The sequence below is a fragment of the Mycolicibacter heraklionensis genome, from assembly GCF_019645815.1.
GTDB lineage: Bacteria > Actinomycetota > Actinomycetes > Mycobacteriales > Mycobacteriaceae > Mycobacterium > Mycobacterium heraklionense.
The window spans coordinates 1,866,010-1,892,737 of the sequence record NZ_CP080997.1; the positions used below are offsets into that span (position 1 = coordinate 1,866,010).

At 66.7% G+C, this 26,728-nt stretch carries 16 protein-coding genes and 1 tRNA gene; 8 read left to right on the forward strand and 9 right to left on the reverse strand.

Features of this window, described 5'->3' with window-relative positions; all coding sequences use genetic code 11:
* Positions 1–5: 5 nt before the first annotated feature.
* Entirely contained in the window at positions 6–2,603 is a 2,598-nt protein-coding gene (locus K3U94_RS08740; RefSeq protein WP_052956892.1) for an ATP-binding protein, read from the reverse strand.
* 248 nt (positions 2,604–2,851) lie between these two features.
* On the opposite strand from K3U94_RS08740, the gene K3U94_RS08745 reads away from it, so the two are divergent.
* Together K3U94_RS08745 and K3U94_RS08750 are read left to right on the forward strand one after the other, a co-directional pair.
* Positions 2,852–3,307: a lipoprotein LpqH gene (locus K3U94_RS08745; protein WP_047319522.1), complete on the forward strand. Its 456-nt coding sequence runs from the start codon at positions 2,852–2,854 to the stop codon at positions 3,305–3,307.
* Between the two features lie 81 nt (positions 3,308–3,388).
* Positions 3,389–4,810: an amino acid permease gene (locus K3U94_RS08750; protein ID WP_047319521.1), complete on the forward strand. Its 1,422-nt coding sequence runs from the start codon at positions 3,389–3,391 to the stop codon at positions 4,808–4,810.
* Between the two features lie 26 nt (positions 4,811–4,836).
* Here K3U94_RS08750 and K3U94_RS08755 read toward each other — a convergent pair whose 3' ends face one another.
* Both K3U94_RS08755 and K3U94_RS08760 read right to left on the reverse strand, forming a co-directional pair.
* Positions 4,837–5,706, reverse strand: a complete 870-nt coding sequence (locus K3U94_RS08755; protein ID WP_047319520.1) for a carbohydrate ABC transporter permease — start codon at positions 5,704–5,706, stop codon at positions 4,837–4,839.
* Between the two features lie 26 nt (positions 5,707–5,732).
* Complete coding sequence (locus K3U94_RS08760; RefSeq protein WP_052956884.1) at positions 5,733–6,749, reverse strand: DUF2804 family protein; 1,017 nt, start codon at positions 6,747–6,749, stop codon at positions 5,733–5,735.
* Between the two features lie 62 nt (positions 6,750–6,811).
* Between K3U94_RS08760 and K3U94_RS08765 the strand changes: the two genes are divergently transcribed.
* Both K3U94_RS08765 and K3U94_RS08770 read left to right on the forward strand, forming a co-directional pair.
* Positions 6,812–8,326 carry a TldD/PmbA family protein gene (locus tag K3U94_RS08765; RefSeq protein ID WP_047319519.1) on the forward strand — a complete coding sequence of 505 codons (1,515 nt, stop codon included), beginning with the start codon at positions 6,812–6,814 and terminating at the stop codon, positions 8,324–8,326.
* A complete protein-coding gene (locus K3U94_RS08770) occupies positions 8,323–9,690 on the forward strand; it encodes a metallopeptidase TldD-related protein (RefSeq protein WP_047319518.1) in 1,368 nt (455 codons plus the stop codon). The genes K3U94_RS08765 and K3U94_RS08770 overlap by 4 nt, the downstream gene beginning before the upstream one ends.
* Positions 9,691–9,711: 21 nt before the next feature.
* Here K3U94_RS08770 and K3U94_RS08775 read toward each other — a convergent pair whose 3' ends face one another.
* Complete coding sequence (locus tag K3U94_RS08775) at positions 9,712–18,822, reverse strand: BTAD domain-containing putative transcriptional regulator (protein WP_267878362.1); 9,111 nt, start codon at positions 18,820–18,822, stop codon at positions 9,712–9,714.
* Positions 18,823–18,966: 144 nt separating this feature from the next.
* Between K3U94_RS08775 and htpG the strand changes: the two genes are divergently transcribed.
* Complete coding sequence (gene htpG, locus K3U94_RS08780; RefSeq protein WP_220696239.1) at positions 18,967–20,901, forward strand: molecular chaperone HtpG; 1,935 nt, start codon at positions 18,967–18,969, stop codon at positions 20,899–20,901.
* A 9-nt stretch (positions 20,902–20,910) separates the two neighbouring features.
* Here the strand turns inward: htpG and K3U94_RS08785 are convergent, their stop codons facing one another.
* Positions 20,911–21,915, reverse strand: coding sequence for a zinc-binding dehydrogenase (locus K3U94_RS08785; RefSeq protein WP_220696240.1), 1,005 nt, complete (start codon positions 21,913–21,915; stop codon positions 20,911–20,913).
* Positions 21,916–21,954: 39 nt separating this feature from the next.
* Between K3U94_RS08785 and K3U94_RS08790 the strand changes: the two genes are divergently transcribed.
* Positions 21,955–22,695, forward strand: a complete 741-nt coding sequence (locus K3U94_RS08790) for a carboxymuconolactone decarboxylase family protein (protein ID WP_220696241.1) — start codon at positions 21,955–21,957, stop codon at positions 22,693–22,695.
* A gap of 2 nt (positions 22,696–22,697) precedes the next feature.
* Here the strand turns inward: K3U94_RS08790 and K3U94_RS08795 are convergent, their stop codons facing one another.
* Positions 22,698–23,561: an alpha/beta fold hydrolase gene (locus tag K3U94_RS08795; protein WP_047319514.1), complete on the reverse strand. Its 864-nt coding sequence runs from the start codon at positions 23,559–23,561 to the stop codon at positions 22,698–22,700.
* 59 nt (positions 23,562–23,620) lie between these two features.
* Complete coding sequence (locus tag K3U94_RS08800; protein WP_220696242.1) at positions 23,621–24,004, reverse strand: DoxX family protein; 384 nt, start codon at positions 24,002–24,004, stop codon at positions 23,621–23,623.
* Positions 24,005–24,083: 79 nt separating this feature from the next.
* Here K3U94_RS08800 and K3U94_RS08805 point away from each other — a divergent pair, with 79 nt between their 5' ends.
* On the forward strand, positions 24,084–24,956 hold the full coding sequence (locus K3U94_RS08805) for a sigma-70 family RNA polymerase sigma factor (RefSeq protein ID WP_220696243.1): 873 nt from the start codon (positions 24,084–24,086) through the stop codon (positions 24,954–24,956).
* A gap of 168 nt (positions 24,957–25,124) precedes the next feature.
* Here K3U94_RS08805 and K3U94_RS08810 read toward each other — a convergent pair whose 3' ends face one another.
* Positions 25,125–25,277 (reverse strand): hypothetical protein, encoded by a 153-nt coding sequence (locus K3U94_RS08810; protein ID WP_047319587.1) that lies wholly within the window; start codon positions 25,275–25,277, stop codon positions 25,125–25,127.
* A 287-nt stretch (positions 25,278–25,564) separates the two neighbouring features.
* On the opposite strand from K3U94_RS08810, the gene K3U94_RS08815 reads away from it, so the two are divergent.
* Positions 25,565–25,638 (forward strand) — tRNA-Ile (locus K3U94_RS08815).
* An 88-nt stretch (positions 25,639–25,726) separates the two neighbouring features.
* Here K3U94_RS08815 and K3U94_RS08820 read toward each other — a convergent pair.
* Entirely contained in the window at positions 25,727–26,488 is a 762-nt protein-coding gene (locus tag K3U94_RS08820; RefSeq protein WP_220696244.1) for a PE-PPE domain-containing protein, read from the reverse strand.
* Positions 26,489–26,728 lie beyond the last annotated feature (240 nt).

A 26,728-nucleotide genomic window follows, 5' to 3' on the forward strand; every position in this document is an offset into this window, starting at 1 on the left:
GGCTCTCACCGGGGCTGTTGGTAGGCGTAGGCGGCGGCCTGAGTGCGGTTGTGCACGCCCAGTTTGGCCAGGACGGCGCACACGTGCGCGTTGGCGGTTTTGGTGCTGATATAGAGGGCGGTGGCGATTTCGGCATCGCTGCGCCCGGTGGCAAGGAGTTCGAGGACGTCCCGTTGGCGCTTGGTGAGGCCGTTCGGGTCAGCGCTGGTGCCTTTGCGGCGGCGGTCGGGATCGCGACCGCGCAGCTGGGCGAGGCGTTGCTGAGCGCGGCGGGCCGCGGGGCGGGCGCCGAGCCGGCGGAAGACGCCCAGCGCGGCCTCGACGGCGTCGATGTCGCCGCCGAGTTGAGCGATGGCGACATCGTAGGGACAGCCACGGAGGGCCCACTCCTGCGCGGCCGCGCACCAATCCCCGTTGATTTCACGTTCATAGGGAGTGTCAGCGATGACGTCTGTACCCGATCGGCCTCCGGCCAGATGAGCCCAGCGCCGCAGGGACCCCCCCAGCCACGCGTGCGCCGTGCCGGACACCGTGAGGATTTCGGCCGCGGCGTGGCGGGCCGCCTCGTCGTCGCCGGCCAGCCAGGCGGCTTCGGCACGCGCGGCGCACACCGGCAGGCGCAGCAGGCTGCCCGTCGCACACTCGAGGGCCTCATCGAGTAGGGGCCAGACGGGTTCCTCGCCGCGGCGTGCCCGGATCAAGGCGACGGTGATCAACGGCGTGATCCGGTGCTGGGGGGTGAGTCCAGGCCGGGTCAGGATCTGCTCGGCCGCCAGCGCGGCAGCCATCCAGTCGCCGCGAGCCAAGCCGGTAAGTGCCTGCAGCCCCGCCACCAGGGTCTGGAACATACCAAGGTCGCAGTGGTCGAGGAAGGCCGCCGCTTCGGCGAGATAACGCTCCGCGCGACCGAATTCGCCGCGAACGACAGCGAACATGCCGATGAGGATGCCGAATATTCCGCCGTGTTCCTCGAGCCCGGGGGTTGTGGCCGCCTCTCGCCATACCGCCTCGAATTCGTCCCAGCCGGTGTCGGTACAGAACACGGTGGTGAGTGCGGTGTATCCACGGGCACGGATCACCACGGCGGGGTCCCGGAATTGATCCCCGAGGGCTTTCGCGCGGGCCGCATACCGGGCACAGGCGGGGTCCAACGCAAGCGCGGCGATGTGAGCCATGTTGATCAGGGACCACGCCAACTGCGGGGACGGGCCGAGGTTTTCGAGCAGCAGTAATGACGCGTGCGCCGACCGCATGGCTTCCTCAGGGCGTCCCAGTGGCTGCAGGAGGCGCGACAGCCAGCGCAGATCCTCGGCCTCCTGATACGGATCCTCCAACTCGTGGCGCAGCGCGATCGCCTCTCGTAACGACGACACCGCAGAGTCGGCCTGGCCGCTCAGGTAGCTGCTGAAGGCGTGCCGTTCGAGCCAGATCACCCGTTGCTCGCCGGGGATGGTGTCGGCGTGGCGCAGCACCAGCGCATACAGGTCGGTGGCTTGCCGATTGGCGCCGAACTTCGCAGCGCGCTCGGCGGCCGCTGGGCCATAGCTGATGACGGCGTCGGTGTCGCCGGCCTGTTCGGCGTGAAATGTCAGCGCCGCCAATGTGTCCGGATCGATCGGCGGCTCGGCCAGCGTGGTCATTGCCCGCTTGTGCAGCACTCGGCGCTGATAGGCGGGGATCTGCTCGACGGTGGCGCGGCGGGCCAGTTCGTGGCGGAACCCCACCGTGTCGGCGTTGGCGACCAGCACCCCGGCGTCTAGGCATTCGCTCAATGTGCTCGTCGCGCCCGGCGATATCGCCTCGAGCAGGGCGGGGTGCGCCCGCGGCCCGCAGATCGCGGCCGCCTGCGCGGTTTCGCGCGCAGCCGCCGACAGTCTTGCGAGCCTGCCCCGAACCGCCTCGGAAACGCTGCACGGCAGGCCGCCGTCGTTCAGCGCATCGGCCCCGGCGGCCAACACCTCCGTGACGAAAAACGAGTTCCCGCCGGTAAGCCGGTACAACGCTTGGGCGTTGATGCCACTGCCGGCGGCCAACGCGGCCACCGCCGCGGCGCTGAGCGGGTCCAGCGCGATCCGAGTCACGGTCGCCCAAGTCGCCACATCACCTAACAGCACTGCCAGCGGGTGGGTTGGGCCGATCTGGTCGTCGCGGTAGGACACCACCAGCAGCATCGGCAGCATGTCGATCCGCCGGGCCAGATAACGCAGCAGATCCAGGGTGGCGCCGTCGGCCCAGTGCAGGTCCTCGATCACGCAGACCGAGGGGTTGCCGTCGCCGACGACGCCGGCCAACCGGGCGTAGACCGCCTCGGTGTCACCGGCGTCGATGGCCGCCCGTATCGAGGTCGCCTGATCCGCGGGAAGGTCGGCGAGCATGTCGATGAACGGACCCAACGGCCGCGGGGTGGCCAATCCGTCGCACCAGCCCCGCAGGGCCCGCGTGCCTGGATCGAGGCCGGCGAGAAATCGGGCGATCACCGTGGTCTTGCCCACCCCGGCCTCCCCGCGCAGCAACACCAGCTGCCCACGCCCTCGGCCGGCGGCTCGACGGCAACGATCAAGGGTCGCCAGTGCCGAATCGCGTTCGAGCAGACGGCCTGCCACGGCCACCTCCTCTCCCGCCTCGGCGTCGGGGACCGCGCATCCCGGAGCAAATATGGGGTAATTACCTGATGCGCCGGAGCCGGCCTGCCCAGCACACTCCAAGTGAGCGTGGCGGGCGGCCTGCCACGGGCAGCAGCACACCGCCATCGGATCAGGATGCGGAATGAAGCCTAGCCCGCCAGCCCCCGCCCGCGCCCGCCAAAGAGCACGAAACCAGGCACGTGACCACCAATAACAAAGGAGTACGGGTGAAGCGTTCAGTAACGGTTGCCGCAGCGGCGGCAGCAATCGCGATCGTAGGTCTGTCCGGGTGCTCCAGCGGCCCGAAGACGGAGCACTCGTCGGTGAACGTCGGAGGCGCTGCCGCAAACGCGAAAGTCACCATCGACGGCAAAGACCAGAACGTCAGCGGCTCGACCGTGTGTACGACGATGGCCGGCACCGTCAACATCGCGATCGGCGGAGCGGCCACGGGTATCGCCGCGGTGCTCACCGACGCCAACCCGCCAGAGGTGAAGTCGGTTGGGCTGGGCAACGTCAACGGTGTGACGCTGGCATACACCGCGGGCACCGGTCAGGGCAGCGCCAAGGCGACCAAGAACGGCAAGGAATACAAGATCAGCGGCACCGCGACCGGGATCGACACGGCCAACCCGATGCAGCCGGTGAACAAGCCCTTCGAAATCGACGTGACTTGTTCTTAGTCCGGTTCGTCGTGTTGTAACCCGTTGCGCCGGTCGGGGCGTGTTCAATGATGGACACCAACCGTCCAGCTAGGGGCACCAATGTCAACGCCGGCGCTCGGCATGTCACGGCAGATGCTGCGGCGTCGTCCGGTGAACGGTGCACCGATCGCCACCGGGGGCACGAATCACCTGCGACGCAGGCTCGGTGGCTTTCGGCTCACCATGTTCGGCGTCGGCTCGACGGTCGGCACAGGGATCTTCTTTGTCTTCCCGGTGGCGGTACCGCAAGCCGGCCCGGCAGTGGTCGTTTCGTTCATCATCGCCGGGGCCGCAGCGGGTCTGGCCGCGATCTGCTACGCGGAGTTGGCTTCGGCGGTGCCAATTTCGGGGTCGGCATACTCATACTGCTATGCCACCCTCGGTGAGTTCATGGCCGTGGTTGTCGGGGCATGCCTGCTGCTCGAATACGGGGTGTCTACCGCCGCGGTGTCAGTTGGGTGGAGTCAGTACCTGAACAAACTGTCGCTCAATGTCTTCGGATTCTCGGTACCGCAGGCTATTTCATCGGGACCATGGGATTCCGAAGGTGGTTTCGTCAACCTGCCGGCTATCGTCTTGGTGACAATTTGTGCGGCTATGTTGATCGGCGGCACCAGTGAATCGGCCAAAGTCAATGCCGTCATGGTGGTGATCAAACTCGGCGTGCTGCTGATGTTCGCGGCGATCGCGTCAACGGCGTTCAGAGCGAACCACTTCACTGACTTCGCCCCTTTTGGATTCTCGGGAATCAGCTGGGCGGCGGGCACGATCTTCTTCTCCTACGTAGGTCTTGACGCGGTCTCCACCGCCGGTGAGGAGGCCAAAGACCCGCAGCACACGATCCCGCGGGCAATCATCGCGGCACTGCTGATCGTGACCGGTGTCTATGTGATTGTCGCGGTGGCCGCGATGGGCAGCCAGCCGTGGCAGGACTTCGAGGGGCAAAGCGCGGGCCTGGCCGTGATTGTGGACCACATCACCGGAAACCGCTTAGGCGGCACCGTGTTGGCCGCGGGCGCGGTGATCTCGATCTTCTCGGTCACTTTGGTCACGATGTACTGCCAGACCCGCATCCTTTTCGCGATGGGTCGCGACGGTCTAATGCCGGCGACGTTCGCCAAGGTCAACCCGCGCACTCGGACACCCGCAACCAACACCATGATCGTCGCGGTCGTGGCGGCAATCCTCGCCGGCCTGGTGCCGCTTGCGCGTCTGGCCGAAACGGTCTCCATCGGAGCCTTGACCGCGTTTATTGTCGTGTCCGTGGCGGTGGTTGTGCTACGGGTCCGGGAACCGGATCTGCCCCGCGGATTCAAGGTGCCCGGTTATCCGATCACACCGATCTTGTCAGTGGTGGTTTGCGGATGGATCATGTGCAGCCTGCACCGGTACACCTGGATGGTGTTCGCCGGCTGGGTAGCGGTCGCGTTGATCTTCTACCTGGTGTGGGGTCGCCGTCACAGCGCGCTCAACGGTGGTTAGTACGCAAGCACAGCAACGACGTGGGCTCACGTGAGGTCGTAGCTGACCCGCCGGCCCAACGAAAGCTGTTGAACGACCGTCACTGAAACCAGTACGGCGAACAGCACCAGCGCCATCACCGCGGCCCGGCCGATCGCCGCCATCCCGAACGCCTCGTCATAAATGCGGTGCGCGATCAGGTCGGTGCGGCCGCCCGGTCCGCCCCCAGTCAGCGCGTACACGGTGTCGAACACCTGCGCCGCGCTGACCACCCCGGTGACCAGCACAAAGAACATGGTGGGGCGCAGCATCGGCAGGGTGACCCGCCAGAACCGCTGCCAGCCGTTCGCCCCGTCGATGCGTGCCGCTGAGAGCACCTGGGTGGGGATGGCCAGGATGCCGGCCAGGAAGAACAGGGCGACGTAGCCGACGTTGGTCCACACCACCACCGCCGAGGTCACCGGCAGCGCCAGCCCCGGATCGGTCAGCCATTCGATGCGGTGCCCGAGCACGGTGCTGACCGCGCCGTCGGTGGGGCTCAGAATCCAGCGCCACAGCACCGCGATCGCCAACGGCGCGCAGATCCACGGCAGCACGTAGACGGTGCGGAAGACGCCGCTGCCGGGCAGCTCGCGGGCCAGCAAGACCGCCACCCCCAGACCCAGCACGGTTTGCAGCGGGACGACGATCGCGACGAAAAGCACGGTCACCACGAGGGAATTGCCGAACACCGGATCGGTCAGCACCGATCGCCAGTTATCCGCGCCGACATAGCTGATCGGCCCCAAGAGATCCCAGCGGTGCAGGCTCAGCCACACCACCACCAGCATCGGCAGCAGCAGGAACGCCACCACGCCGAACAGGCTGGGGGCGAGCAGCGCGTAAGCCAGCGCCGTGGAGCGGGGGGCCCGGCTCATCGTTGTATTAAAGCGCTTGTGCCGACTCAAAAGCGGGTCTTCATCCGTTCGAGCACCCCGGGCACGTCGGCGACGGAGAACGACTCGCCGGCCAGGGATGTCACGGTGCCCCGATAGGTGCCGGCGAGCTGCCAGTAGTCGATCGCGGCCGCGAGAAGGTTGAGTTTGACCGCTTTGCGCCCCGCCGGGGTGAATGTCACGTCGAGCCGGCCGTCACGGTCGCGGACGCGCACGGTCGACAGCGGATCATCGGAGGCGAAGTCGAACCGGACTCCCGCGAGCGGCTGGACACCGCCGGGAACCCAGTTCGACGACTCGTCGTCCTCGTCGCTGAACTCCGGCCGGTCGACGAAGTTGGAGCCCACCACACCGCCGGCCATTCGGACCGCAAAGGTGCCCCACGTCCAGGATGTCGAGTACGGGAACTGCGAACGATGCTCATCGAGGATGGCGAAATCGCGGGCGGAGTCGAACACGTAGGTTCGGTCACCCACCGTGAGCTTCCCGTCGGCGGGAAGCGGCTGCTTGAACGTGTAGTAGTCGATCGCCGACGTGAGCTTGGCGCTGAGGCTGAGCGGCGGCGCGGCGCCCGCCATATACAGCGTCAGCGCGCCGGTGATCGCGGGCCCGTGTCTGTCTGCCGCGCAGTCGATCCGCACCGTGAGTGTGTCGGCGTCGGCATCGAAGTGGTATTCGAGCAGGTAGCGGCGCGTCTTGACGCGGCAGGGGCCACCGTGCAGCAGGTCGTCGGGCAGGCCCAGGCTGCCGCCCCGGAACCGGGCGCTTTTCTCCACCAGGACACCCGTGGCCTGGTCGCGGACGAACAACTCCGACGACGCCAGGTACTTCACGTCCTGCATGATCATGGCGCCCGACATCTCGGGGTGGATCAAGGCGAAACCGACCCACTCCTTGAGCCGGAACTCGCGCCAGAGGCGCGACAAGCCTCGGTGCGCGTCGACCGGGTTGGTGTCTCGGACCCGCTCCTCGAACCGGCCATAGCGCCGAACACCGTCTTCAACCAGTCGCTGTGGCGCTGTCACGCCGTGATCTTTATTGACACCTATGCCGCGGTCAACCCTCGGCACGTCGTTACGGTGGACGGGTGACAGCGAACCGGGGGATCGATGCCGACTTTCTGGCCCTGCCCCGCCACGAGCTGGCCGACGCCGCGTTGTCGGCGGCCAGAGCAGCCGGCGCCGAGCATGCTGACCTGCGTATTCACCGGATTTCCACCGAGGTCATCCGACTGCGCGACGGTGAGTTGGAGACCGCCGTCGTCAACCGTGAGCTCGGCTTCGCGGTGCGGGTGGTGGTCGACGGCACCTGGGGCTTCGCCTCACATGCCGAGCTGGCGCCGGGTGTCGCGGCCGATACCGCCCGCCGTGCCGTGCAGGTGGCCAAGACGCTGGCCGTCCTCAACGCCGAACGTGTCGAGCTGGCAGCCGAACCGGTGTACCGCGACGCGACGTGGGTGTCGGACTACCTGGTCGATCCGTTCGACGTGCCCACCTCCGACAAGATCGACGTGCTGGAGGACTACTCGGGCCGGTTGCTCGCTGCCGATGGAGTGAACCATGTGACGGCCGCGCTGACCGCGGTCAAGGAACAGACTTTCTACGCCGACACGTTCGGGTCTTCGATCACCCAGCAGCGAGTGCGGCTGATGCCGGTCTGCGATGCGGTCACCGTCGGGCCGGACGGCTTCGACTCGATGCGCACGCTGGCGCCACCGACCGCGCGCGGTTGGGAGGCGGTGGCCGGCGACGACGTGTGGGACTGGTCCGGCGAGCTGGCCGAACTCCCGGTGCTGCTCGCCGAGAAGGTCAAGTCCCCGGGTGTGACGGCCGGGCCGACGGATCTGGTGATCGACCCGACCAACCTGTGGCTGACCATCCACGAATCCATCGGACACGCAACCGAATACGACCGGGCCATCGGTTACGAGGCGGCCTACGCCGGAACATCGTTCGCCACCCCGGACAAGCTCGGCACGCTGCAGTACGGGTCGCCGGTGATGAACGTGACCGCTGACCGCACGGTGCCCTACGGGTTGGCCAGCATCGGCTACGACGACGAGGGTGTCGCTGCTCAGAGCTGGGACCTGGTGCGCGACGGGCGATTCGTGGGGTATCAGCTGGACCGGGTGTTCGCGCCCCGGCTGGGGCAATCTCGTTCCAACGGGTGCTCGTATGCCGACTCGCCGCATCACGTCCCGATCCAGCGGATGGCCAACGTGTCACTGCAGCCGGGTCCTGAGGACCTGTCCACCGCCGACCTGATCGCGCGGGTCGACAACGGCATCTACATCGTCGGGGACCGATCGTGGTCGATTGACATGCAGCGCTACAACTTCCAGTTCACCGGTCAGCGGTTCTTCCGGATCCGCGACGGCCGTCTGGACGGGCAGCTGCGCGACGTGGCCTATCAGGCGACCACCACCGATTTCTGGAACGCGATGGAGGCCGTCGGCGGCGCGTCGACGTGGCGGCTGGGCGGGGCGTTCAACTGCGGCAAGGCCCAGCCCGGTCAGGTCGCCGCGGTCAGCCACGGCTGTCCGTCGGCGCTGTTCCGGGGGATCAACGTGCTCAACACGCGCAGCGAGGGGGGCCGGGAATGATTCCCGCGCAACAGGTCATCGACACGGCTTTGGCGGCGGCCAAAGGCGACAAGACCGAGACCATCGTGCTGGTGACGGACCGGTCCGAGTCGTCGCTGCGCTGGGCGGGCAACTCGATGACCACCAACGGGGTCTCGACCAGCCGGACCACCACGGTCGTCACGATCGTTTACGACGACGAGGGGCCGCGGGTCGGCTCGCTGTGCTCGTCGGAGGTGGAGCCGGCGCAGATCGCCGAGTTGGTGGCCGCCTCAGCGGAGGCGGCTGCGGGCGCGCCGGAGGCTCGCGACGCCGTGGAGCTGTTGGGCGGCAATGGCATACCCGACGACTGGGACGCTGAGGTGCCGCAGACCGGCGCGGAGGTCTTCGCCGGGCTGGCCACCTCGCTGAGCCGTGGCTTTCGGGGCGCCGACCAGCTCTACGGGTTCGCTCGCCACGAGGTGGAGACGACGTTCCTGGCGTCCTCGACCGGGCTGCGGCGGCGTTTCACCCAGCCCACCGGGACGGTGGAGATCAACGCCAAACGCGACGGCGCCAGTGCCTGGGCTGGGGTCAGCACACCGGATTTCGTTGATGTGCCAACGGATTCGCTGCTGAAGCAGCTCTCGACGCGATTGGGCTGGGCGGCGCGCAGCGTCGAGCTGCCGGCCGGACGCTACGAAACGTTGATGCCGCCGTCCACAGTGGCCGACATGATGATCTATCTCGGTTGGACGATGAGCGGCCGCGGTGCCCAGGAGGGCCGCACCGCGCTGTCGGCGCCCGGCGGCGGCACCCGGGTGGGGGAGCGGCTGTCCGAACTGCCGCTGACCCTGTATTCGGATCCGCATGCGTTCGGGCTCGAGTGCGCGCCGTTCGTGGCGACCGGCACCTCGTCAGAGACCGCATCGGTGTTCGACAACGGCCTGGACATCGGCTGCGTGGACTGGATTCGCGGCGGGGTGATCAACGCGCTGGCCTACCCGCGGGCCGCTGCCGCCGAGTTCGGCGCCCCGGTCGCCCTGGCGGCCGACAACCTGCTGATGACGGGCGGTTCGGCCAGCATGGACGAGATGATCGCCTCGACCGAGCGCGGGCTGCTGCTGACCACGCTGTGGTACATCCGCGAGGTCGACCCGACCACACTGCTGCTGACCGGGCTGACCCGCGACGGCGTCTACCTGGTCGAAGACGGCAAGGTGACTGCGGCGGTGAACAACTTCCGGTTCAACGAGAGCCCGTTGGACCTGCTGCGCCGTGCCACGCAGGCCGGCATCGCCGAGCCGACGCTGCCCCGGGAATGGGGTGATTGGGCGACCCGGGCGTCGATGCCGTCACTGCGAATTCCCGACTTCCACATGTCGTCGGTGAGCCAGGCGCAGTGAGTTCTCACGTCGAGTCCTCGGTCAACTGAGCTCGTCGAATCTGGCGAGTGCGGCGCCGAGGTCTTCCTCGTCGAACAGCTCACTTCGGTTGATCAGGTCGCCATCGACGGTCAGCAGATTGACCTCAAGCCATTCGGCGTCGAAGCCGTTTGGCGACGTTCCCCGCAACACTTGGGTGACGACCGCTCCGAGATCGGTCAGCCGATGTACTGCCTCGACATAGATCTTGGCTTGGGGCGCAAGTTCCCATGCGGCATGGATGTAGGGGACCAGGTCGCCGGGCGAGAAGGCTCTTCCTCGGCGATGGTCGACATTCACCCAGTCTGGCGTTGTTGCGGGGAGCTGGTGTGCGTTGAACGCGTCGAAAGCGCGCAAAATAGTCGACCAGGTGTGCGCGTGGGCTGCCGCTTCCCCGGCGAGGTAACGGGCGTCGAGTTCGGCGACAGCGGCTTCGATGTCGTCGGGATCAAAAGTCACTGAGCGGTTCATCAGGGCGTCGGAGTCGACTTCGATGACACTCAACATGTCGACGGTGATCGGTTGATCGGGATCATCGCTGTCGCGATAGCTCCTTCGGGTCAGCGTGAGGCGAGACCCTCTGAGGGCGATGGGCTCCATCTCCATCCGCCAACTGCTGGGCGTCGTCTCCAACGTGGCATCAACGACTTTCTGCACCTCTGCGCCCTCGTGGGTGTCGCGCAGGCCTTTTCGCCGGTCCTCATATCGGCTATCCGCGCTCGCGAGCGCGAACAGTGCGTCCCCGTCACGACGGTTGTATGCGTCTGCTACGCGTGCGCAGACCCGGGTCGCGGCGTTCTCAAGCGGCGGCGTCCATCGACCGAGTTCTTCGAACCGTGCTAGCGCGGCGTCGAGGTCGTCTCCGTCGAACAGTTCGGAGCGATCGACCAAATCGCCGTCGACGGTCACTACGTTGATATCACGCCACTCGGCGTCGAAGCCCTCTTGGGAAATCCCCTGCGCCACATGGGTGACGACCGCTCCGATGTCGCTGAGTCGATGCACCACTGCGATGTAGATCCGGGTGTCCGGCGAGTCGTCCCAAGCGGCCTGGATGTACTGGACCATGTCGCCGGACGCGAAAGCCGCCCCGCGCCGGTGGTCAATACTTACCCAGTCCGGCGTCGTCGCGGCAAGATCGCGCCGGTTGAACCCGGCATAAGCACCGAGGACCAGTGACCAGGTGTGCGCGTAAGCGGCCGCTTCCCCGGCAAGGTAGCGGGCGTCGAGTTCAGCTAGCGCGGAATCGATTTCGTCGATGTCGAGCATGACCGCCGAGGTGATCCGCTGGCTGTCGTCGATCTCCAGGACGCCGAGCACGTCGGTGTGGAACGCCTCGGGCCGTTGGTCGTTGCCCGCGAAACGGTAGCGACCCAGGACAAGGCGCTCGCCGCGAGTCGCGATGACGCTCGACGACACGTTCAGGACACCGACATCAGCGGTCGCTCGCCAGTCGGCGATAACGGTGTCTCTACCACGTCGGACGCCTACGCCCACCAGCGGGCGACGATCGTCGGTGGAGGAGTCGTCGGCCAACAGCTCGGCCATCGCCTCCCAGTCGCGGCTCGCGAAGGACGACTCGAATCGCCGCTCCACTCGGCGTGCCGTGTTCTCCAGGTGCTCCAGTTGCCTTGGCTGCTGCTGTAGTTCGTCGAACCTGGCGAGCGCGGCGTCGAGGTCTTCCCCGTCGAACACCTCGCAGCGGTTGACCAGGTGGCCTTCGAAGGTGATCACGGTGATCCCGTGCCATTCGGCGTAGAAGCCGTCTGTGGAGAATTCCTGCGCCCTGTAGGTGTAGACCGCTCCACGGTCGTTCAGTCGGTGTACCGCGTCGATGAAGTGGCTCAGATCAGACGGGAAGGTCCACATAGCGCTGAGCAGCTTGGGCATTTCGCCGGGTGCAATGGGGGTCCCTCGCCGGTGATCGATGTTCACCCAGTCTGGCGTGGTCGGGAAAAGTTCGCGCCGGTTGAGCGCGGCGAAACCTTGCATGATGAGTGACCACGTCTGTGCGTAGGCGGCGGCTTCACCAGCGAGGTAGCGGGTGTCGAGTTCGGTGAAGGCGGCATCGATGTCGTCGAGGTCGAATATGACGCGTGCCACGACCTTCTCGTTGGCGTCGATTTCGACAACGTCGAGTAGGTCGCTGCGAAACGCATCGGGTCGGTGGACGTTCTCCAAAGCGCGGCCACGACTCAAGACGAGGCGTTCCCCTCGGGTCGCAACGATGTCTGAGGTAAGGACCACCCCGACCTCAGCGATTGCTGCAACTTCTGCGACGACCGCGTCTCTGCCATGTCGGAGACCAGCATTGACCACGCGACGACGATCCATCGTGGAACAGTCGTCGGCCAAGGTCCCTGCGATTGCAGCCCAGTCCTGAGCGGCGAAGTGCGCCAAGATGCGCTCATATACGCGCCCTGCCGCATTGCCCAACCGCACCAACTTCGGTTGCAGCTCTTCGAATCTGGTGAGTGCGGCATCGAGGTCCGCTTCGTCGAACAGCTCGCAGCGGTTGACAAGGTCGTCTGCGAACGTAGCCACGAGGACTTCTTGCCATTCGGCGTCGAAGCCCTGGCCTGAGGTCCCTCGCGCCGCTTGGGTGAAGACCGCCCCGTGTGTGCTCAGCCGATGCACCGCGGCGATATAGACGTGGAAGCTCTGCGCGTCGTCCCATGAGGAACGGATGTATGCGGCCAAGTCGCCCACCTCTATTGTCGCGAGTCGTCGGTGATCGATGGTCACGCAGTCCGGTGTCAGTCGGAGTTGTTGCTTGTTCGCTGCGGCGTACGTCGCTGTGAGCATTGACCACGTGCGTGCGTATGCGGCCGCCTCGCCGGCGAGGTAACGGGCGTCGAGCTCGGCGATTGCGGAATCGAAGTCGTCGATGTCGAATGTGACCAGCGCCGTGGCCAGATCGTCGGAGTTGACCTCCAGGATGCTGAGTGCCTCGGTGAGAAAGGCCCCGGATTCTCGGTCGGTGCCCGAGAAGCTGTTCCGCGCGAGGGCAAGGCGTGTCCCACGGGTCGCCAGGAACGTCGTCGTCACGTCGGTGAACAGGCCGGCGGTGGCTTGGGCGTCTGCCATCGTGGCGTCTCGGCCATGTCGGATCCCCGATCCGACGACTCGACGACGATCGTCATTGACAAAGTTGTCGGCAAGCAGCTTCGCCGCGGCGTTCCAGTCGCGCGCCGCGAAGTGCGGCTGGAGGCGCTCTGCCACTTGCCATGCCGCGTTCTCCCGTTGGCGCGGCTGCTGGTGTAGTTCTTCATATCTCGTGAGCGCAGCGTCGAGGTCGGCTTCGTCGAATACCTCAGTGCGGTTGATCGTGCCGCTGTCCACCGTAAAGACCGCGATGCCGCGCCACTCGGCGTCAAGCCCGTCGCGCGAAGTCTCCTGCGCTGTGTAGGTGACGACCGCTCCGATGCTGCTCAGCCGATGCACTTGCTCGACATAGATATCGATGTCTTGCTCGACATCCCATCCGGCTTGGATGTATGCGGTGACGTCACCGGGCCCGAACGCCGTCTCTGTTCGGTGGTCGATGTTGACGCAGTCTGGCGTGATCAACGGCAGCTTGTGCTGGTTCAGCGCGGCGTAACTTCCCGCTACGGCCGACCAGACGTCTGAGTGAGGCGCTGCTTCGCCGCCGAGGTAGCGCGCGTCGAGCTCGGCGATGGCGGCGTCAAAGTCGTCACGGTCGAACCCGACCCGCGCCGTCACCCGCTCGTTGGCGTCGACCTCAATTACCTCCAGCCCAACGAAGTAGTACGCCGCGGGCTCGTTGCTGGCGGTGTATCGGGTACGCGTAAGGATGAGCCGCCGGCCACGGGTCGCGACCACATCTGCGGTGAGGGCCTGATTCAGGCTGCCGGTACTGGCGAGCGCTGAAAGTTCGGTGATTACCGCGTCGCGGCCCAACCGAACGCCCGAGCCCACCACCCGACGACGGTCTTCGGTGGACACGTCGTCGGTCAGAACCTCTCTCAGAGCTTCCCAGTCGCGGGTCGTGAAGTACGACTGGAAACGCTGGTAGGCCCGGCTTGCCGCGTTCTCCAGCCGCTGCGACTTCGGGCGCAGTTCGTCCAACCTCGCCAGGGCTCCATCGAGGTCTGCCTCGTCGAACATCTCGCAGCTGCTGACCAGTCCGCCCTCGACCGTCAAGGTGTCGATAAGGCGCCACTCGACGTCTAAGCCGTCCCGCGAAGTCCCCTTGGCGACGTGGGAGATAACCGCGCCGCGGTCGGTCAGCCGGTGTACGGCTTCGGCATAAACGATGTTCTGCACCGTGTCGTCCAAGGCGACGCGGAGGTATGCCATCAGGTCGCCTTTCCCGACCGTCGCAAGCGCCCGATTGTCGATATCGGTGAACTCGGCAGTTGTCGGAGGCATTTCGCCTCGACTGAGCGCGACAAAGACCCCGGTGATCGCCGACCAAGTGCCAGCGCAGGCGGCTGCTTCGCCGGCGAGATATCGCGCATCGAGTTCGGCCAGGGCAGCCTCGATGTCCTCAAGATCGAACACGACGACCGCCACAACCTTGCCTTCTGAGTCGATCTCGACGACGTTGAGGACTTCGTTGTGAATCGCATCGGGGTCATGGCCGGCGGCGCGGACGCGGGTGAGGACGAGACGCTCGCCGCGGGTCGCCACGGTGCCCAACATGGTTATCGTGAATCCGACCTCAGCGGTGGCCTGCAACTCCTGGATCCCGGCGGCTCGGCCATATCGAGTCCCGGAGTTGACCGTCCGCCGGCGATCGTCGATCGAATAGTCCTCGGCCGCTGCTTGGGCGATAGCCTCCCAGTCGCGGGCCGCGAAGTGGGGGTAGAACCGCTCGACTACCAGCGCCGCCTTGTTCTCCAAGTGCCGGGTTCGTGAGCGTTTATCCGCGAATCGCGCTTGCAGCGCATCGAGTTCGGCGATCGCCGCATCCATGTCTTCGAGGTCGAACCACACCTGCAGTGCTATTCGCCCCTCTTCGTCGATGCCGTACACCTGGAGGAGTTCGTCGTGCGGTGCTCCAGGACCCGCGTCGGGGGTGCCGACGATCACCCGGGCGAGAGCCAGTCGCTCGCCTCGTACGGCGACGATGACATGGTCGACCCGGATGGCCCCCGCCTCGAGATCCTGCCTGGTCTGATGCATCACCTGGTGGGTCGGAAGGTCGGTCTGCGCGAAGCCGACGATCTTGCGGCGGCTTTCGATTGACGGCTGGGGCGCAAACAGCCGCTCGAACTCGTCCCAGTCTTCGCGGTCAACAGCGGCCATCACCCGTTGCGCCGCACGGGTGGCCGCGTTGGTCAGGTCGATGGCCGGCGATTCGGCTGGTGCCGCGGGGACGGGCGCGACGGGATCGCCCAGCATCGCGTGCGCCTTGGCGGCGAGTGCCTCAGCACCTTTCCGCTCGTAGAGCGCCGTCGCTCGCTCCGCGGCGGCCCGTGCACCCGCCTCATCGCCGGCGGCGTTCAACACCGTCGCCAGCGCCAGACAGGCATCGCCGTGATCGACCAGGGCGTCGGTGCGTTCAGCCAGGTCGACCGCCGACTCGGCCATCTGCCGCGCCGCATCATGATCACCGCGGCGCGTCAACAACAGCGCCCGCAGCGTGCGCCAGGCGATCGACGCCTTCAAGGCGTGTCCCGCGAGCCGCTCACTTTCGGTGCACAACTCCTCCGCCTCGGCGACTCGGTCGAGGGCCAGGCAGGTACGGCCCAGCAGGGCAGCGGTCTCGGCGGTGTCGGCCTCCAGCCCCATCCGGCGAAAACCGTGGTAGGCCTGACGCAGGTGCGGCTCGGCGCCGCTGGGGTCGTCCACAACCAGCTCAATGATTCCGGCGAACTGCTCAACCTCGAGCAGGGCATGACGCAGGCCGATCTCGGTGACTGTGCGGCGCGCCGAGTCGATCATCCGTCGGGCGGTGGCGGCGCGGCCGCGGAAGGCCTCCAGGACGGCTTGGCATCGCGTCGACGTCGCCTCGACCGCAGGCGAATCCGTCGTGATTCGCAACAGTCGCACCACGTCAAGACAACGCCCGCCGGCACGCGGAACCGGATTCGGCCCCCACAGCGCCGCAAGGGGCGCTCCGGCCAGCACCGCGTTCACCCGACGGTGTTCACGTGCGTGCCGCGCCGCGGTCAACGCGCTGTCCAACGCGATCTCGCAGTCGCCGATTCGCCCAAGACGCGCAAGGCATCCGGCGCGTACGGTATGGGCCTTGGCTTCCCCTTCGGCGTCGCCCAATCCGGCCAGCTTGTCGGCGGCGGCGGCCAACGCGGTCTCGACCTCGTCCAATCGCTCCGGGCGGATCAGCATCGAGAGTTGGCCGTCGAAACACGTCGCCCACGCGGCCAGCCGGTCCGAAGCGACTGTGACTGACTGCAATTGGGACACCGCACGGGTCGCCGAAGCCACCTCGCCGGCGGCAAGCAGCGCCTCACAGCGCGCGACCAGCAGCTCGGCGGCCTGGTCGGCGCGATCGGGCAGCTCGTCGTCGATCTCCTCCAGAGCGTGCAGCGCCCGGTCGTAGAGATCGGCGGCGCCTTCGTAGGCGAGGCGGGACATCGCCTGATCCGCCGCCCGTCGGCAATACTCGACGGCCTTGGCGGCGTTTCCCGCCCAAGCGCATTCGAAATAGTGGTACGCCAGTTCCGCCAGCAGCTCCCCGTCCGCGCCGGGCGTTGCTTCCAGCGTCGTGGCGATACGTTGATGCAGTCGCATGCGCCGCACCGACGCCAGCTCGGCAATCAGCGCCTGCCGGACGATCGCATGATTGAACCGGTATCGACCGCCGGACTCTTCGATGACGATGCCGGCTTTGCACGCTTCCTCGAAGGCGTCGACGAGATCGCGTTCAACCACCTGCTCCACGAGGTCCACCGCGAAGCGGCTGCCGACCACGGCGGCCGCGGCAAGGGCCTTGTTGGTCTCTGCCGGCAGTCGCGAAAGCCTGCGGCTCACGGCTTCACGAACGCCCTGCGGCAAGGTGCCCGGATCCCAGACGCCGCCACTTTCGTCCACATGGCGCAGTGCCTCGATCAAGAAGAACGGGTTGCCGCCGGTGACCGATGCCAACGCCCGGGCGAGCTGTTCGTCGTCGTATCCGGCCTCGGCGACATAGGCGGTCACGTCGTCGGCGCCGAGGCCGCCGAGAGCGAGGCGGTCCGCGGTGCCGTCCCGGTGCAGGTCGGCGAGCATCGCCGCCAGGGGATGGGCTCGGTCGAGGTCAGTGCTGCGATACGTCGCGACGATTTGCACCCGGGTGCGGTCGCCAAAGCGCAACAGGTGCCGCAACAGCAGCAGCGTCGGTTTGGCCGCCCAGTGCAGATCGTCGAGTATCAGGACGACGGGCGCACGGGCAGAGGCGAGTTCCAGCAGCGCGACGACGGCGTCGAACAGTGCATAGCGTTCGGTGTCGGGGTCGGCGCGGGGCGGCGCGGACAGGTCGGGCAGCGCATCGGTCAGACCGGGAACCAGCGGGAGCAGTGCTTCAACACCTCGCAATCCCCGCAGTCTCTGCGGGCCGATGCAGGGCACCAGCGAACGCAGCGCTTCGGCGAAGGGCTGATAGGGCGCACCCAGGTCCTCGTCGGAACGGCCGTACAACACGACGGCGCCTTGCCCGAAGGCCTGTTGCGACCATTCGCCGGCCAGGCGCGTCTTGCCCACGCCGGGTTCGCCGGCGATCAGCATCGCGTGAATGCCGCCGGCGAGCGCGGCCTGCCAGGCTGCAGCAAGTTGCTCGAGCTCCAGGCCGCGGCCGACGAACCGCCCGGGGCCGGTCAGCACCGCGGGGAGGTCGGGCCGCTCGAGGGGTTCGTCGACGGTCTTTTCGAGTTGCTCGGCGGTCTGTACGCGGAGTTCGAAGACATGCTCCGGGCGCGGCAGGTTGCGCAGCGCGCGCATCCCGAGGTCGGCAAGAACAACGTCGTCGGACAGGCTGTCGATGACGAGCTCGGCCGTCGCTCCGGAGCACAGGATCTGGCCTCCGATGGCCAGTGACCGCAGGCGGGCGGCGCGGTTGACCGCCCGACCGAAGTAGTCACCGTCGCGCAGCTCCACCTCGCCGGTGTGCAGGGCGATCCGGATACGCATGGGCTCGCGCAGCCCCCACGGCTCGTGAAGGATTGCGTCTTGCAGTTCCATCGCCGCGGCGGCCGCAGCTGAGGGCCGGTCGAAGACCGAGAATGTGGCATCGCCTTCGCCACGCGTTTTGATGAGCCGCCCGCCGCGGGAGGTGACGACCTGCTCGACCAGTTCGTCGTGGCGCGCGAGCGCTATCGCCATGGCGGCGGCATCGGCCTCCCACGCGGCAGTCGATCCCTCGATATCGGTGAGCAGAAAGGTCACGGCGCGGGTCACCGACGGAAGATGCTGGGCCACCGGGTGATCCAGTGCGGAGTCCTGAGCGACGATCGCGGCTGCAAGCCGCCGAAGCTCCGGCCCGGGATCGACCCCGAGCTCGTCGGCGAGCAGCGACCGGGCTCGTTGATACGCGCCCAGGGCTTCACCCTGTCGGCCCGCGCGATAGAGCGCGAGCATCAGCTGGGCCCACCGCCGCTCGCGCAGCGGCGCGTCGGCCACCGCGGCCTCCAGCTCGCCGACGATCTCCGCGGCCCGCCCCGTCGCGAGCAGCGCATCGGCACGGTCCTCGACCAGCGCGGCGTGTCCCTCGACCCAGCGTGTCTTTTCCGAAATTCCCCGGCGGGAGTCGGGCAGTTCGGGAGTTCCGCGCCAGAGGTTCAGCGCCTCCTCGAAGCGGACTACCGATTGAGTGGTATCTCCGGCCGCTGCCGCATCTCGTCCTGCTCTGGTGGCCAGCTTGTAACGCGGGGCGTCCACCTCGGTCGTGTTGAGGATCCAGCCCATTCCCTGCGTGAGGACGAAGCCGTCGCCCAACGCCCGACGCAGTGAGGAGATGTGGGTCTGCAGCGCCTTGGCCGCGGTGCGCGGCGGTTCGTCACCCCAGAGCAGATCGATCAGTGTTTCGGCCGACACGACAGAACCGCCGTGCAGCCCGAGCATGGTGAGGATCGCGCGCGGTTTGGCGCCCGGGATTGTCACCCGGGCGCCGTCCCGCCGGGCCTGAAGAGGTCCCAAAACCCCCAGCTCCACGGCTTGAATGGTAGTCACGTGGCAATCGTCGGTGGGGCGATTCAACACGCGGTCAAGATCCGGTAAAGACCCGATCGGGGGCGCGTCGCAGGTGGCTTGACCCCCCGAGGAACACGACGAAGGCGTCGGTAAAATTTGGCGCTTATGAGCGAACGTGTGGAGCAGCTGGAATTTCAGGCTGAGGCCCGACAGCTGCTGGATTTGATGGTCCATTCGGTCTACTCCAACAAGGACGCGTTCCTGAGGGAGCTGATCTCCAACGCCTCCGACGCACTGGACAAGCTGCGGCTCGAGGCGTTCCGCAACAAGGACCTCGAGGCAGACACCTCCGACCTGCACATCGAGATCGAGGTGGATAAGACGGCCCGCACCCTGACGGTCCGCGACAACGGCATCGGTATGTCGCGTGATGAGGTGGTGGATTTGATCGGCACGCTGGCCCGCTCCGGCACCGCCGAGCTGCGCCAGCAACTGCGCGAAGCGCAGAACGCCAAAGCATCCGAAGAGCTGATCGGCCAGTTCGGGATCGGCTTCTACTCGGTGTTCATGGTCGCCGACAAGGTTGAGATGGTCACCCACAAGGCCGGCCAGAGCGAAGCCATCCGGTGGGAATCCAGTGGTGACGGCACCTACACCATCGAACCCGTTGAGGAAGCGCCGCAGGGCACGTCGATCACCTTGCACCTCAAGCCCGAAGACGCCGAAGACGCGTTGCACGACTACACCGCGGAGTGGACGATCCGTGGCCTGGTCAAGAAATACTCCGACTTCATCGCCTGGCCGATCCGGATGCAGGTCGAGCGCCGGACGCCGGCTGCCGAAGAAGGTGGCGAGGAGACGGTCACGGTGGAGACCGCGACGCTGAACTCGATGCAGGCACTGTGGGCGCGTCCCAAAGACGAAGTCTCGCAAGAGGAATACAACGAGTTCTACAAGCACATCGCGCACGCCTGGGACGACCCGCTCGAGGTCATCGCGATGAAGGCCGAAGGCACCTTCGAATACCAGGCCCTGTTGTTCATCCCGTCGCACGCCCCGTTCGACCTGTTCAACCGGGACGCCCAGGTCGGCGTCCAGCTGTATGTCAAGCGCGTGTTCATCATGGGCGACTGCGACCAGCTGATGCCCGAGTACCTGCGCTTCGTCAAGGGCGTCGTCGACGCAGCGGACATGTCGCTCAATGTCTCCCGGGAGATCCTGCAGCAGGACCGCCAGATCAACGCGATTCGCCGGCGGTTGACCAAGAAGGTGTTGTCGACCATCAAGGAGCTGCAGTCGCAGCGGCCCGACGACTACCGCACGTTCTGGACCGAGTTCGGCCGCGTCGTCAAGGAGGGGTTGCTCTCCGACTTCGACAATCAGGAGGCCCTGCTTGCGATCAGCTCGTTCGCCTCGACGCACAGCGACTCCGAGCCGACCACGCTGGCCGAGTACGTCGAACGCATGAAAGACGGCCAGGAGCAGATCTTCTACGCGACCGGCGAATCCCGCCAGCAGCTGCTGAAGTCGCCGCACCTGGAGGCGTTCAAGGCCAAGGGCTACGAGGTGCTGCTGCTCACGGATCCGGTCGACGAGATCTGGGTCAACACCGTCGCCGAATTCGCCGGGAAACCGCTGCAGTCGACGGCCAAGGGTGAGGTGGATCTGGACTCCGAGGAGGACAAGGCCGCGCACGAGGCCGAGCGCGAGGAACAGCAGAAGGATTTCGCCGACCTGCTGGCGTGGCTGGAGCAGACGCTGACCGAGCACGTCAAAGAGGTGCGGCTGTCGACCCGGCTGACCGAGTCACCGGCCTGCCTGATCACCGACACCTTCGAGATGACCCCGGCCTTGGCGCGCATCTACCGCGCCAACGGCCAGGAGGTTCCGGTCGGCAAGCGCATCCTCGAACTCAACCCGCACCATCCGCTGGTCACCGGTCTGCGCCAGGCGCACAGCGAGCGCGGCGGCGAGGATGCCGACTTGGCCGAGACCGCGGAGCTGCTCTACGGCACAGCGCTGTTGGCCGAAGGTGGGGCGCTGGAGGATCCGGCTCGTTTCGCCGAGCTGCTGGCGCACCGGCTGGCCCGCACCGTCTGAGCGCGGCCGTTAGGGCACCAGCACCACTTTGCCGACGTTCTCGCGGGCGGCCAGAATGCGGTGGGCCTCGGGCGCATTCGCGAACGGCACCGCCGCATGCACCACCGGGGCCGCGGTCCCGCCTGCCAGCGCCTCGGACAGTGGGGCGATCCAGGGTCCGAGGGTGCCCCGATCGTCCCACAGCCGCAGCATGTTCAGGCCGATGACGGCTTTGGACTGCTCCATCTGCGTGATCAGACTGAAACCGCGCAGCATCGCCAGCGCCTGCGGCGCCGCCCGCAGCAGCGACCGCTTCTCACCCTGCTGCAGCGACGAAAGACCGTAGGCAACAAGGCGTCCGCCGGGACGCAACAACTTCAGCGAGCGCCGCAGCGAGGTGCCGCCGAGCCCGTCGAGCACGATGTCATACGACGGCAGGCCCTCCCACCAGCCTTTGCGGCGGTAGTCGATGGCGCGGTCGATGCCCAGCGCCTCGAGCTGGGCGTGTTTGCCCGGTGACGCGGTGCCGTGCACGACGGCCCCGGCAGCCTTGGCCAGCTGGATCGCCGCGATGCCGACGCCGCCTGCCGCGGCATGCACCAGCACGCGCTCGCCCGCCCGCAGCGACCCGTAGCCATGCAGCGCCGCCCACGCCGTCGCATAGTTCACCGGTATCGCCGCGCCCTCCTCGAAGCTCATCGACGGCGGCAGGGAGACCGTGTCGGCGGCGTTGGCGTTGACGATCTCGGCGTAGCCGCCGAAACGGGTGCCGGCCAGCACCCGCTCGCCGATACGGGCCGGGTCAACACCGTCACCGACCGCCTCGATGGTCCCGGCCACCTCGTAGCCGACCACGGCGGGCAGCTTCGGCGCATCGGGATACAGACCCACCCGGGCAAGGTGGTCGGCGAAGTTCACGCCCGCCGCACGCACCCCGATCCGCACCTGGCCGCTGGCGGGCGGCGGAGGGTCGGGGCGATCCTGTACCTGCAGCACCGACGGGGGCCCGTGTTTGGTGATGACGACGACGCGCATGGGTTTCAGCCTATTGCCGCGCGGTCCATAATCCTTGAGATGGACGTTCTCGATGAGCTGAACCGGTTGGTGGCGTTGTCGGGCGAAGTGGCGGCCGAGTCCGATCCCGCGGTGGCCGAGTTCGCCGAGCAGTTCTGTGTCGATGTCTCGATGATCACCGATGATCAGCGGGACCGGCTGCGGGAGGCATTGGGGGAGCAGACGTTCGGTGCGGTCGTGCAGATGTTCATCGCGGACTTCGCGCCACGGGTGCGTGCCGGCCTCGATGCCCTGGGGGTGGCGCTGCCGCCACCTGCGGTTGAGCGCGACGCCTCGGGCCATCTGGCCGATGCCTTGTTCAACGGGTTCATGCCGGCCGTGGCCCGGCTGCGGTCGCTGGACGCGGTGACCTCGGAGGTGGTCCGGCTGCGCGGTGCGGCCCAGCACAACTGCCGGCTGTGCAAGTCACTGCGCGAGACGACTGCGCTGGACGCCGGAGGCTCCGAATCGCTCTACGACGACATCGAACGTTTCGAGGAGTCGGTGCTGCTCAGCGATGCGCAGAAGGCCGCGTTGCGCTACGTCGACGCGCTGATCTGGACGCCGGCGCACATCGACGCCGACGTAGCCGCTGCAGTGCACCGGCACTTCACCGACGAGCAGGCCATCGAGCTGACCCTGGACGTGATGCGCAACGCCGGCAACAAGATTGCGGTGGCACTGGCCGCCGACGCGCCGCGGGTCGCCGACGGCACCGAGCGCTATCTGCTGGATGCCGACGGCCAGACCGTATTCGGCTGAGCTCAGGCGGAGTGACGGGCCAAAAAGCCCAGGATGGCGTCGGCGAAGATGTCGTTGCGGTCCCCGGCGACCATGTGACCGGCCCCGGCAACGTCGACGAACTCCACCTGAGGGAACCGGGCCAGGAACTCCTCGGCGTTGGCGGCGCTGACCAGGTCGCTGAGCTGACCGCGTACCAGCAGCATCGGTACGCCGCCGTCGAGGATGGTCTGCACCGCGGCATTGAGGCGGTCGACGTCGTGGATCTCCAGCGGGGCCAGTTCCTCGCTGCCGTTGACGAACTTCGGATCCCAGTGCCAATACCAACGGTCACCGCGGCGGCGCAGGTTGGCGGTGAGCCCGTTCAGGTCCGCCGGGCGGGGTCGGTGCGGGTTGTAGGCGGCGATCGCGTCGGCGACCTCGTCGAGGGAGCCGAAGCCGGACTCCATCCGCTCAGCCATGAACGCCTGTATCCGCTCGGCGCCGCCGGCGTCCATGTTCGGGACGATGTCGACGAGCACCACTGCGCTCGCCGCACCGGGAGCCAGTTCGCCGCAGAGCAGCATCGAGGTACACCCGCCCAGTGAGGCGCCGACCAGTACCGGGTCCGGCGGCAGGGTGCGCAGCACCTCGTGGACGTCGGCGGCGAAGCTGACCAACCGGTAGTCGCCCTCGCTGGCCCAATCGGATTCGCCGTGGCCGCGCAGGTCAACGGTGACCGCCTGCCAGCCACGCTCGGCCACCGCCGCGGCGGCCCGGGCCCAGGAGCGGCGGGTCTGCCCGCCGCCGTGCAGGAAGACCACCGCACGCGCGTCGGGATCACCGTGCCGGTCGGCGATGATCCGGACATCGCCGGGGGCGTGGGTGACGAACGTTTCGGCGGTCATCTTGGGATCGTAAGCCGGGGCCCCACCGCGGCAGTCACGGTGTCGTCGGGAATCACCGTTCAGACGAATGGCTGCAGGTCGAACCGGCCCCAGGCGAGAAAGGCGAACACAGCCAGAAACGCGACGTCGCCGGCCATGTGCCCCCACTCGCTGCGGCGGAATCTGGTGGTGGCGGCGCCAGCCATGAACAGCATGAGGCCGCAGGCCGCCAGCGGCACGAGCACGGGTGCCACGCGGAGCGCCGCCGGGAGAATCAGGCCGAGGGCACCGATCATCTTGATGGTTCCGATGGCCTTGATGTGGCCGCTGCTGAAGTCGTCGACCCAGTGCTGGCTGGCACCCAGTGACCGGATCTTCTCTTTGGGCGTCAGCACCTGAATGGCGCCGCCGATGAAATACGCGATGGCGGCGACGCCGGCGATGATCCACAGGGCGGTGTTCATGGTGTACTCCTTCGTGGTTACCTCGATCGGGTGGGGTTCGTCATTACCTATGACGGACCGGCACCACGAGAGGTAACCGATGACGACCGAGTCGCAACTGGCGCAGGCATTCGAGCAGCAGCGTCACCGCCTGCTGGCGCTGGCGTATCGGGTGCTGGGCTCAGGGGCGGACGCCGAAGACGCGGTCCAGGAGGCGTGGTTGCGGCTGTCCCGCCAGGACGTCGATGCGATCGACAACCTGCCGGCGTGGTTGACGACGGTGATCAGCCGCATCTGCATCGACACCCTGCGTTCGCGCGCCGCCCGGCCCGAGATCTCGACCGATCAAGACCTTCCCGAACTCGTGGTGACCGACGATAGCGACACTCCGGAAGACGCTGCGGTGCTGGCGGATTCAGTCGGGCTGGCGCTGCTGGTCGTGCTGGGATCGCTGCGCCCCGATGAGCGGCTCGCGTTTGTGTTGCACGACATGTTCGCCGTTCCGTTCGCCGAGATCGGGCCGATCGTCGGGAAGTCGGCTGATGCCGCCAAGATGCTGGCCAGCCGGGCGCGCCGCAAGGTCCGGGACGTACCCACGCCGGCGGGGGATCGGCATGTGCAGCGTGAGGTCGTCGATGCCTTCCTGGCCGCCGCGCAGGGAGGGGACTTCGGCGCTCTCCTGCGGGTGCTCGATCCCGAGGTCACGTGGCGTCAGCACACGGTCCGCGGTGTGACCGTCACGACCGGGGCCAGTGCGGTCGTGGAGGCGGTCCGTCGAGGTCAGGGGGCGCGCATCACCGCGCGTCGTGTCCTGGTCAACGGCGAGCCGGGAATCTTGGGCTGGGGTCCGACGGGCCGGCCGCTGGCCTTGATGGCGTGCACGGTGCGGGACGGTCGCCTGGTGGGCATCGTGTCGATCACGGACCCGGTGCGGTTGGCCGGCATGGAGTTGCCCGATCCGCCGGACGCATAACAGCGGACTCTTAATCAGCGGGTCCGGGGGTGGGCACACCCGTCGTAGGTAGGGACTTTGCTCAGTCGGTTACCTGCAAATGAGGAAGGCCCCGCTGTTGCGTGGCCTTCCTCATCGGTTGCGCACGGTCCATTGCCGACGTTGCGTACACGGCCACGCGGCGAGTGATCAGTGCTCGTCGTAGTGGTCGCCGTGAGCGGCGTGACGATGACCATCGTGAAGGTAGTCCACGTGGTCGCCGTGCTGAATTGCCTCATGGCCGCAGTCGGGGCCGTGGGTGTGTTCGGTGTGGGTGTGGGTCTGGTGCTCTGTCGTGTTCATGGTGGTAACCATACAGAACATATGCAGACATTGCAATATAAAGATGTTAGGCGGCCATTGGCGCGTGACGTTGCGGAAGGGCCCGGCGTTTCGCCGGCCGTGGATCAGCCGAATGTTGTGGCCGGGAAGTCAACCGCGATGGCCGGCGGGCAGCTCCCCGCCAGCGCGGCCGACACCGGATGCGAAGTCGTCGACGAAAGATCATGACGGCGCGGATCGGGGCCGGCGGCGCATGGAGACGCTGCTGGCGCGGCATGGCACGATGGTTCCCGCGCGCATGCGTATCAGGGGCGGTAGCTCAGTTGGTTAGAGCCGTGGACTCATAATCCATTGGTCGCGGGTTCGAGCCCCGCCCGCCCTACTACGAGCCCTACTACGAGTCGCTCTCTAAGTGGAGCTGAGCCGTGCGACCGCACCGCAACCGCACGGCTCAACGCCCGATCTAGAAATCACACCGCAAAGAACGAATTGAACAGCGCTTGGATCAGGTCGCCGGTGTCGAGTGTGGGAATCTCGTTGAACGTGGTCAGCCCGTCGACAACCGATGTGGCCGAGTCGATTTGGTCTGGCGTCAACCCGAGGTAGACCTGATGCAGTGCCAGCCCGTACAGCAGGTCCTGCCAACTGGTGTTCCCGAACAGCAGGTCCCACCAACTCTTGCCCAAGTTGTCCGCGAAGACGTCGCCCTGGATGTTGAACACTTCGGTGGGGTAGAGGTCGGTGGGGACGGCGGCGGGGTTGGCGCCGAGCATCACGAAACGCAAAGCGTCGGTGGGCACTCCGGCATCAGCGAGTTGCTCCTGGGCGTAGGAGGCGATCAGGCTGCTCTGGGAGTAGGTGAAAATGGTCAGCGGGTCGCTGCACGCGCCGGAGGCGTCGCAGCCCATCTCGCCGGCGTTGTAGTCGGCGAGGATCGCGTCGACGAGGATGGTTTGACCCTGCGGGACGCTCTCAAGGAAGTCCCAACTGTTGGGGATGCTCAGCGCCACGGAAGACGCGACGGTGCCGCCATAACCGAGCGGATCGAGGTACAGGTCGATCCCGTTGCTGATGTAGTTGGCAGTCGGTGTGGCGATGCCCGTTGGGCCCAGGACCAACGCGTCGGTTGAGCCGTAGAGGAAGTCGTACTGGTTATCGTTGGCGGCGTTGGCTGCACCGGCGAACGCCAACGCGGCGCCACACAGTGCGACGCCGAAGATGATTTGCTTCATCGAACCCCCTTGTTCGTAGCGATCACTGGTGATGTCGCCAAGCTGATTGCACGGCAGGCGATTACGTCTTCCGACCTGCCCCCAGCAGATGTCGGATCGTAGGCTGTGCAGTCAGTTGGCAACTGACAGGATTATTGCAAGTAGCGTCAATTTCCGTCTTTGGATTTGAAAGATTCGCTGAATGAAACCGGCAACGTCCGGCCCGTTGATGTGCTAAAGGAGTCAGCGGGCGGGAATAAG